Annotated in this window: 1 pseudogene; it reads right to left on the reverse strand. The window is 39.2% G+C overall.

Annotated elements, in window-relative coordinates:
- A pseudogene (locus SCA31_RS25490) lies at positions 1–237 on the reverse strand (efflux RND transporter periplasmic adaptor subunit); the annotation flags it as partial.

The following is a 237-nucleotide window of genomic DNA, read 5'->3' on the forward strand; positions in this document are numbered from 1 at the left end:
CAGGCCGTTTGCTTTAATGGTAGAGGTCAATTCTTTCATTTCTATTGAGCCTAAAGTGATTCCAACAGACTTCATTTGCTCTTCCGTCAGGGCCGCAATGGTTGGCGCTACTTCTTCATTATGTTTTTCATTCTGCTCGGTTTTTACAGCAGATTTCTCCGTTGATTCTTCTTTTTTTCCACAGCTCATGATCAACAAGGAAATGATTACCAGGCATATGCTATTATATTTCAGTTT

Source organism: Chryseobacterium sp. SIMBA_028 (genome assembly GCF_046535285.1).
Taxonomy (GTDB): Bacteria; Bacteroidota; Bacteroidia; order Flavobacteriales; family Weeksellaceae; genus Chryseobacterium.